Below are 8,200 nucleotides of genomic sequence, written 5' to 3' on the forward strand. Positions count from 1 at the left end.
CGATAAAGCCTTTGAGCTGGTCCTTATAGAAGATAGGAAATGCTATTTCAGAGTGGATATCCTGCATGACCAGAAGCTGATACTCGGAAGGCATGAGATCCTTCACATCCTCCACGTTATCTATGATCATACTGTCGCCGCGCTCAAATGCTTCCAGCCAGTAAGGCATGTCGGCGGAATCTACGGACTGAAGATTGTCAATCCATGGCTGCACATTGTCACCGCACCACTCATATGAGTTGCGGAATACGTTGTCAGTCTCATCCCAGTCAAAAATATAAACTCGTTCTGACGAAGTGCAACTTCCGATGATACGGAGCAGAGTCTGTATGGATGCTCGGAGTTCAAAACGGTTCTGGGCTCTGTCAATGGCAACCATCTGCTGTAGTATAACAAAATTATCCATAAAATACCCCCCCTTTAGGTGTGTAGATTTTTGATATATTAATACATAAAGCTCTGTTTTTAAGACAATTTTACCTATTTTGAGAGAAAAAATCCATATTAATGTCAATTAATTCCATAGACAATATTTGTTAAAGACAATAGAATTAATGCGGGTATTTACAAAGATTTTGCGTAATTATACAAAAGATCCAATATGTGAAAAATACAAAAGCAGTTGCAAGTGATAATACTACATTGAGGAGTGGATCAAATGAGAGAAAAAGTTTTGATTGTTGATGACATCGAACTGAACAGAGAGATTCTGGCGGTTGCGCTTGGCGATGAGTACGAGGTACTGCAGGCATCAGATGGTGTACAGACGATAGAGATCCTGAAAACGGATAGCGAGGGGATAACTGTTATGCTGCTGGATCTCATCATGCCGAATGTGGATGGATACGCTGTACTGGATTATATGAGAGAGCATGGTCTGCTGGAGAGGATACCGGTTATCGTCATAAGTGCTGAATCCGCAAGGGATGTTGAGGTGAAATGTCTTGAGATGGGTGTTACGGATTTCATAAGAAAGCCATTTGACAGTGTTACGGTCAGGAGAAGAGTCAAGAACACAGCCGAGTTGTTCATGTACAAGAATCATCTGGAGGATAAAGTCAGACTGCAGACAAGAGAGCTGGAGGAGAAGAACAAACTGTTTCAGGCTCAGGCAGAGCAGATACGTGAGACCAATGAGAAGATAGTGGACGTTTTAGGCACGGTTGTTGAATACAGGAATCTTGAGAGCGGTGAGCATATCAAGAGGGTAAAGGAATTTACCAATATACTTGCAGAGAAGGCTGCGGAGAAATATCCGGAGTACGGCCTTACACCGGAGAAGATAGCTGTAATAGTTGCAGCCAGTCCACTTCATGACATAGGCAAGATAGCCATTAAGGACAGTGTGCTCCTGAAGCCGGGCAGGCTTACAGATGAAGAGTTTGAATATATGAAGACCCACACGACAAAGGGCTGTGAGATACTTACACAGATTGCAGGCACGTGGAGTGAGGAATACGAGAAGATCAGCTATGAGATATGCCGTCATCATCATGAGAGATATGATGGAAAGGGCTATCCTGACGGACTGGCCGGTGAGGATATACCGATATCGGCACAGCTTGTGTCCATAGCGGATGTGTATGACGCTCTTGTGAGTGATCGCGTGTACAAGAAAGCGATAGAGAAGGGCAAGGCATATCAGATGATACTTGATGGAGAGTGTGGAACATTTTCACCGAGACTTATAGAGTGCTTCAAGGAGTCCAGACAGGAATTTGAAGAGCTTGTGTGCAGATATGAGATGAAGAAGGAGAACCAGATATGAACATCAGAGAGTGTTATGATACAATAGGAGCAGATTTTGAGGATGTACTTGGCAGACTTGGCAGTGAGAGCCTTATACAGAGATTCGCACTTAAGTTTATAGATGATGGAAGCTACAATGAACTGACAGAGGCTCTTGCGGAGAAGAATGCCGAGAAGGCATTCAGGGCAGCACATACACTGAAGGGGATATGCCTGAACCTTGGACTTAAGAATCTGTATACAGTGAGCTCGGATCTGACAGAGAAGCTCAGGGGGAGAGAGCTTGATGGATATGAGGCTTTGTATGAGAAGGTCAGTGAGCAGTATAAGATAACTGTAAATGCTCTTAAGAGTGTTGAATAGATCATTGTAGTGTGAGAAAATAGAAGAGATTTATGAGATGAAGAAGAGGACTATTGCCAGAATGATGGCGGCTGTTATGGCCGTGAGTATGCTTGCTGGTTGTGGTGATTCAGACAGCGATACAGCGAAGAAGGTGAATCTTGATCCAGATCATCCGGTATCACTGAAGATATGGCATTACTACAATGGAACCCTAGCAGGCAATATTTGACGATCTGGTTGATGAGTTCAATGCTACCAAGGGCAAGGATGAAGGGATATCTGTCCAAGCCGGTGAACATAGGAAAGTTTGAGGAAATGCTCTACGAGGTATGGAGCAGTCATAACAGAGAATTCAGCGTATTGCGCTAAGGGGGGTAAATATGACACAGCACTTGCAGACGATGATGTGTGAATACACCATACTGATAATCATGCTCTATATAGGTGTGAGATGTCTTAATCAAAGAAATAATAAGATCATAAGATCGTTTTCTCATTTTGTATTCGGAGTAATTGCTTTCCAGATAATAAATATACCTGTAAGAATGGTTGACGCAGGACTGGTGCGTATGCCGGCCGCGGTGGTTTTTGTGTTGAATTGCGGATTCATGATCGCAGAGACATTTGTGACATATGAATGGTTTTATTTTTTCGAGAGCATACAGAATTCATTATTTGTGGAAAAAAAGATAATACGGGCATTGCGCAGTATTCCGCTTGTTCTGATGATTGTGCTGTGTGTGGTCTCGTGGTGGACAGGCTGGCTTTTCTACGTGGATGATACGGGCATGTATCGCAGAGGAGCATTGTTCGCACTTCAGGTGGTACTTCCATATACCTATGTATTTGTGACACTCGTCAGTGCGATAGTATATTCCATTACCAGAAGAGAGAAAAGATCTGCCGTCATCATAACTATAGCACTCATACCTGCGCTTATATGTTCAGTGTTGCAGATTGTTGCGGGTGGTTCTTATGTTCTGGCTGGACTGACGCTTTCGGCGATGTTCGTGTATATAGAGCTCTGCATGGAGGATATTAGAAAGGTTGAGAAGCTTGAGGTTATCGAGAAGGCCAACCACGAGCTGGAGAATGCCCTGGATATGGCGAATAAGGCTAACAACGCTAAGACGGTGTTCCTCAACTCCATGTCTCATGATATAAGAACCCCTATGAACGCGATAATAGGCTTCACAGACCTTCTGAATGACAACCTGTCCGACCAGGACAAGGCGCGCGATTATATAGCCAAGATCAGATCATCAAGTGATTATCTGCTGTCCCTTATCAACAATGTATTGGAGATGGCAAGGATAGAGAGCGGCAAGACAGAACTGGACGAGAGCAGTATATCACTTAAAAGTCTTGATTCGGTGTACTGGCTGTTTGAAAGTCAGATGAAGGAGAAGAACATAGACTTTACATGGAATGTGAATGTGAAGCATAACAATATTCTATGTGATGTAGTGAAGATAAAAGAGATACTCATGAACATCATCAACAACGCATATAAGTATTCTCTTCCAGGAGACAGCGTTGCGGTGAAGATCGATGAGCTTCCATGCGACAGGGATGGTTATGTGAGGATACGCACAGTGGTCAGTGACACGGGAATTGGAATGTCGGAGGATTTCCTGGAGCATATATTTGAGGATTTCAGCAGGGAACAGACATCCACGGAGAGCGGACAGTTTGGAACAGGACTTGGCATGGCTATAGTTAAGAAGATAGTCGACCTTATGGGGGGAGATATAGATGTGCAGAGTGAACCGGGAAAGGGTACGACATTTACTGTTACACTTGAGCATCGTATATCCCAGAATGTTGAGGATGCTGGTTCGGTAGAGAAGCGCAACGAGGATTATTCATTTGAGGGCAGAAGGATAATCCTGGCGGAGGATAACGATCTGAACGCTGAGATAACAATGACGATACTTGCCGGTGCGGGCATGGAGGTCGACAGAGCCGCAGACGGAATCCAGTGTATAGACATGCTGGAGAAAGCGGAGCCGGGATACTACGATCTCATCCTCATGGATATACAGATGCCGAACATGGATGGTTACAAGGCAACCATGATCATACGAAAGCTGGACGACAGACGCCTGGCGGATATACCTATAATCGCTATGACTGCAAATGCGTTCAACGAAGACCGTAAGAAAGCCTTTGAGGTGGGCATGAACGGATACATAGCCAAGCCGATAAGCGCAGAGGATCTAAAGATGACGCTGGCTGGGATCGTGGAAGAATAATTTTGATGATTTTCCACATAATAACTCCAAAGCAATTATTTAACATGCAATGGAGGGTTAATACTGTTTATGAAGGCGACAGGAATAGTGAGAAGGATAGACGATCTCGGAAGGATAGTCGTTCCGAAGGAGATAAGAAAGGTTCTCAGGATAAGAGAGGGGGACCCGTTGGAGATATTTACCGGCAAGGAGGGCGAGATAGTTCTCAAGAAGTATTCGCCCATGGCTGATCTGACTGCATTTGCACAGCAGTATGTGGAGGCAATATCCCAGAGCCTTGGACTGCCGGTTGCCATCACGGACCGGGATTCAGTCATAGCGGTGGCGGGAATGCCGAAGAAGGAGCTGATGGGCAAGGAGCTTCACAGTGAGCTTGAGAGCGTGATAAACGACAGGAAAGCGATAGTTGCCCGCAAAGGCGATGCGAAGTTCATACACATAACCACAGACGACCTGGATTACGATGGACAGGTGGTGCAGACCATTATATCAGAGGGCGATGCAGTGGGCTCTGTCATCGTGATAGTGCGTGACAGCGGACACAGAATAGGTGAGATAGAGCAAAAAGCAGCGGTGATCGCGGCGGCATTTCTGGGCAAACAGATGGAAGGGTAGCCGGTAATGCAAGAATTTGGCAAAAAGTGAGTAAAATCAAGGGGTTTCGGCCTCGAAATCCCTTATTTTCCTTGACAAATATAACCATTTTAGGTATAACTATACATGTTGAGCTCAGAGTTTTCTGCTTTTGCGGGTAGCAGGCGGATGACAGAGAGCATTTATTTTTTAAAGGAGGAATTATCTAATGAATAAGACAGAATTAGTTGCAGCAATCGCTGAGAAGACAGAATTATCAAAGAAGGACGCTGAGGCAGCATTAAAGGCTTTCACAGACGTTGTAGCAGATGAGTTAAAGAAAGGTGAGAAGATTCAGTTAGTTGGATTTGGTACATTCGAGGTATCAGAGAGACCAGCTAGAGAGGGTAGAAACCCAAGAACTGGCGAGACAATGACAATCGCTGCTTCAAAGGCACCTAAGTTCAAGGCTGGAAAGGCATTAAAGGATTCAATCAACTAATCTTTAAGGGTTTGATATGAGACTTGATAAATACCTTAAGGTATCCAGAATCATCAAGAGAAGAACCGTGGCGAACGAGGCATGCGATGCCGGAAGAGTCATGGTCAACGACAAAGTGGCTAAGGCCGGAACCGATGTCAAGGTTGGAGATGTTATCGAGATAGAATTTGGCAACAAGACGGTGAAGGTCAGAGTTACAATGATTGCAGATTCCACTAAAAAGGAAGATGCCAAGGATATGTTTGAGTATGTGTAAAAATATGCCGGAATATACATAGTGTATTCCGGCATATTTTTTTTGTGGGCTCATATAGTTTATTAAATAGCTTGAGAAGGTTTCTGAACATGGGGGAAGTTAATAAGGCAAAAACCCACAAGGTGGTCATGGACAACAGGAACAGTCTGTCCATGACAGGGATCAGCAAGGTCACATCCATAGATCCTGATCTGGTTCTGCTGGTGACCGAGCAGGGGAAACTCAAGATAATAGGCAAGAATATGCAGGCGACAAATCTGGACCTTGACAAGGGAATACTGGATCTCACAGGAAATATCAACTCCATGATATATTCGGGTGACAAGGAAGGTGCTTTTTCTATAAAGGGGTTGTTCAAGTGATGAGCGATATGGCGGCAGGGCAGCTCTGGGGATATGGGATATGTGTTGCAGCCGGAGCGTGCTCAGGTGTACTGGGATCGCTGTTCTGGTTCATCTCAAAGCTCTTTAGGAACAGCCGCGCGGTGGCGTGGATATGCGATATTACACTTTGGTTGATATTAAGTGTAGTAGTTATGGCGGTCAGTTACATATGCTGTGACGGAGATCTGAGACTATATATTTTTTTAGGATTTTTTTCAAGCTTTTTACTTGTATTTTTTACTATAAATTGGGCTGCTTCGAAAATTGCAAACCATATATTGTGTAAGAAAAAACAAGATTCAAAAAATGTGAAAATGTGACGGCAAAAAGTGCGTTGACATAATTAGTCTTAAATAGTAAAATTATGTCAATATGTTCGTTTGGCTACGAACTTTTTGTATATTATTACAAGAAAAGACAAGTAATAAAGTAATGAATGGGGAGTTTCTAATGAGTAAGACGGTCGGCAGATCAAAGTCAAAAAAGAATAACAAGATCACAACGAAGCTTGGAATGGTTCTGGTTGTGAGCTGTCTGATATTGCTGGCAGTGGTTGTACTGTACAAAGCACAGAGCCTGAAAGCACAGAAGGAGAGCCTGCAGGTTCAGGCTGCGGAGCTTCAGGAACAGCTTGACAGTGCGAAGGAAGATTATAAGAAGCTTGAAGAGCGTGAGAAATATATGCAGACAGATGAGTATGTTGAGGATGTGGCCAGATCACAGCTCGGTCTCATATATCCTGACGAGATCGTGGTAAAGCCTGAGGAATAAAGTCAGAACATAGCGGATGCTGATTTCAGCATTCGCTATTTTTTTGCGCATTTGACGGATATACTTCTTGTCACTATGAACAGGAAGGCGGGAAAATGTTGATGAGAGAAAAGGTGAATGGGTTCGTCGGAGTGATGGCGGTGGCTATTCTGTGTATGGTCAGCGGCTTATGCATGGTCTGGGGGATAGCCCCGGTGGTTCTGGCTGTGTATGTGGCGGCCTGTGCGGTGTGTGGGAGATACATGATAACCTGCATCGGGTGTGCGGCGGGAGTCGCAGCCGGATCTATGGGCATAGCAGGGCTGTTGCACGCATATGAGTATATGATACCGGGGCCTGTGTATTCCGGTGTGATGGTGACGGAGAAATATCTGGTGCTGCTGGGACTTGCGATGTGTCTTATGAAGATCGTGTATTCCAGAAATTCCAGATCGTATGTAAGGGTGATCGTCGTCATGTCGGCTGCCGTGCTTATGGGAAACATAGTGGTATATGCGGATAACATGCTTATGGCTGCAGCTTATGGAGTGGTGGAGGCTGCGATATTCATGTGTGCCAGTGTGATACTGAAACCGGGGATTGGACTTCTATATACATATATCTGCGGGGATGCCTCGGATGTGGAGAGGGATGAGAGCTGGAATATAAGTCAGGGCATAGTGAGCCTCATGGCGCTGGCGGCGGTCGTTCTGTGGGTTGTTCCGGGTGAGGATATCTACGGTGTGAATCCGGCATTTATGCTTGCTCTGGTTCTGATATTGTACGCGGTGTATAGAACTGGAGCGGTGTACGGATGCGGAATGGCGGCGGTGGCGGGAAGCATCGTGTCGGTCAAGCTGAATGACAGCAGGTGGCTCATGTGGATGCTCCTTGTGACGCTGGTCATGCTCATAGGCCGGGCACTCACCGGGAGAAGAAAGGTGTCTGCAAGTCTGTTCTATGTTCTGGGGTGCGTTCTTGCCTCCGTGGCGGATGGAACAGTGCTGTGGAACGGCTCTGGGCGGGAGATTGCATTTTACTATATAAATATCGCCGTTCCGGTCGTATTGTTTGCGTGTATACCTGGTGCTCTGCTGGGCGCCATGGATGAGGAGACAGATCCGGCGTGTCTTCAGGCAGCCGCTGCGGAGATTAACAGACTCACGGCCTGCAAGATAGAAGATATGGCAAATGTGTTCAGACGGCTCGATTATACATTTGCCGGGAGCGATGAGCCGGCGATAAGCCTGGGACAGATCGGCGAGCTCGTGGATGGCTTCAGGAGACAGATAGATCTGATAGGTGAGGCGAGGGAGATATCCGATGAAAAGCTGCTGGGGCAGATAAGATCGCTGGGGATGGACGAGGTCAGGGTCACGGCCTCCAT

At 45.5% G+C, this 8,200-nt stretch carries 12 protein-coding genes and 1 pseudogene; 12 read left to right on the forward strand and 1 reads right to left on the reverse strand.

Annotation, left to right across the window (positions count from 1 at the left end; all coding sequences use genetic code 11):
* On the reverse strand, positions 1 to 406 hold a 406-nt coding region (locus ABUA34_RS13290), incomplete at its 3' end, for a GAF domain-containing protein (RefSeq protein ID WP_502880273.1).
* Between the two features lie 252 nt (positions 407 to 658).
* On the opposite strand from ABUA34_RS13290, the gene ABUA34_RS13295 reads away from it, so the two are divergent.
* From ABUA34_RS13295 to ABUA34_RS13350, 12 genes and pseudogenes are all read left to right on the forward strand, one after another.
* Positions 659 to 1,768, forward strand: a complete 1,110-nt coding sequence (locus ABUA34_RS13295; RefSeq protein ID WP_161171344.1) for an HD domain-containing phosphohydrolase — start codon at positions 659 to 661, stop codon at positions 1,766 to 1,768.
* Positions 1,765 to 2,112, forward strand: a complete 348-nt coding sequence (locus tag ABUA34_RS13300) for an Hpt domain-containing protein (protein ID WP_022217002.1) — start codon at positions 1,765 to 1,767, stop codon at positions 2,110 to 2,112. Before ABUA34_RS13295 ends, ABUA34_RS13300 begins: the two co-directional genes overlap by 4 nt.
* Before the next feature lie 37 nt (positions 2,113 to 2,149).
* Positions 2,150 to 2,323 carry a hypothetical protein gene (locus tag ABUA34_RS13305; protein WP_349823470.1) on the forward strand — a complete coding sequence of 58 codons (174 nt, stop codon included), beginning with the start codon at positions 2,150 to 2,152 and terminating at the stop codon, positions 2,321 to 2,323.
* An 11-nt stretch (positions 2,324 to 2,334) separates the two neighbouring features.
* The gene (locus ABUA34_RS13310) at positions 2,335 to 2,463 is read left to right on the forward strand and encodes a hypothetical protein (protein ID WP_015534606.1); all 129 of its coding nucleotides are present in this window, start codon (positions 2,335 to 2,337) and stop codon (positions 2,461 to 2,463) included.
* An 11-nt stretch (positions 2,464 to 2,474) separates the two neighbouring features.
* Positions 2,475 to 4,349, forward strand: a complete 1,875-nt coding sequence (locus ABUA34_RS13315; RefSeq protein WP_015534607.1) for a hybrid sensor histidine kinase/response regulator — start codon at positions 2,475 to 2,477, stop codon at positions 4,347 to 4,349.
* A gap of 69 nt (positions 4,350 to 4,418) precedes the next feature.
* Positions 4,419 to 4,964 carry a stage V sporulation protein T gene (spoVT, locus tag ABUA34_RS13320; protein ID WP_015534608.1) on the forward strand — a complete coding sequence of 182 codons (546 nt, stop codon included), beginning with the start codon at positions 4,419 to 4,421 and terminating at the stop codon, positions 4,962 to 4,964.
* 187 nt (positions 4,965 to 5,151) lie between these two features.
* Positions 5,152 to 5,424, forward strand: a complete 273-nt coding sequence (hbs, locus tag ABUA34_RS13325) for a non-specific DNA-binding protein Hbs (RefSeq protein WP_015534609.1) — start codon at positions 5,152 to 5,154, stop codon at positions 5,422 to 5,424.
* A 16-nt stretch (positions 5,425 to 5,440) separates the two neighbouring features.
* The gene (locus ABUA34_RS13330; protein ID WP_015534610.1) at positions 5,441 to 5,680 is read left to right on the forward strand and encodes an RNA-binding S4 domain-containing protein; all 240 of its coding nucleotides are present in this window, start codon (positions 5,441 to 5,443) and stop codon (positions 5,678 to 5,680) included.
* Positions 5,681 to 5,769: 89 nt separating this feature from the next.
* Positions 5,770 to 6,042 carry a YabP/YqfC family sporulation protein gene (locus ABUA34_RS13335; protein ID WP_055272159.1) on the forward strand — a complete coding sequence of 91 codons (273 nt, stop codon included), beginning with the start codon at positions 5,770 to 5,772 and terminating at the stop codon, positions 6,040 to 6,042.
* An 8-nt stretch (positions 6,043 to 6,050) separates the two neighbouring features.
* Positions 6,051 to 6,383, forward strand: a complete 333-nt coding sequence (yabQ, locus tag ABUA34_RS13340; RefSeq protein ID WP_238051102.1) for a spore cortex biosynthesis protein YabQ — start codon at positions 6,051 to 6,053, stop codon at positions 6,381 to 6,383.
* A gap of 130 nt (positions 6,384 to 6,513) precedes the next feature.
* Complete coding sequence (locus ABUA34_RS13345) at positions 6,514 to 6,834, forward strand: FtsB family cell division protein (RefSeq protein ID WP_055145071.1); 321 nt, start codon at positions 6,514 to 6,516, stop codon at positions 6,832 to 6,834.
* Positions 6,835 to 6,929: 95 nt separating this feature from the next.
* Positions 6,930 to 8,200: pseudogene (locus tag ABUA34_RS13350) on the forward strand (SpoIIE family protein phosphatase); the annotation flags it as partial.

It is taken from the genome of Coprococcus sp. RTP21428st1_C9_RTP21428_210409 (assembly GCF_040227395.1).
Taxonomy (GTDB): Bacteria; Bacillota; Clostridia; order Lachnospirales; family Lachnospiraceae; genus Coprococcus; species Coprococcus aceti.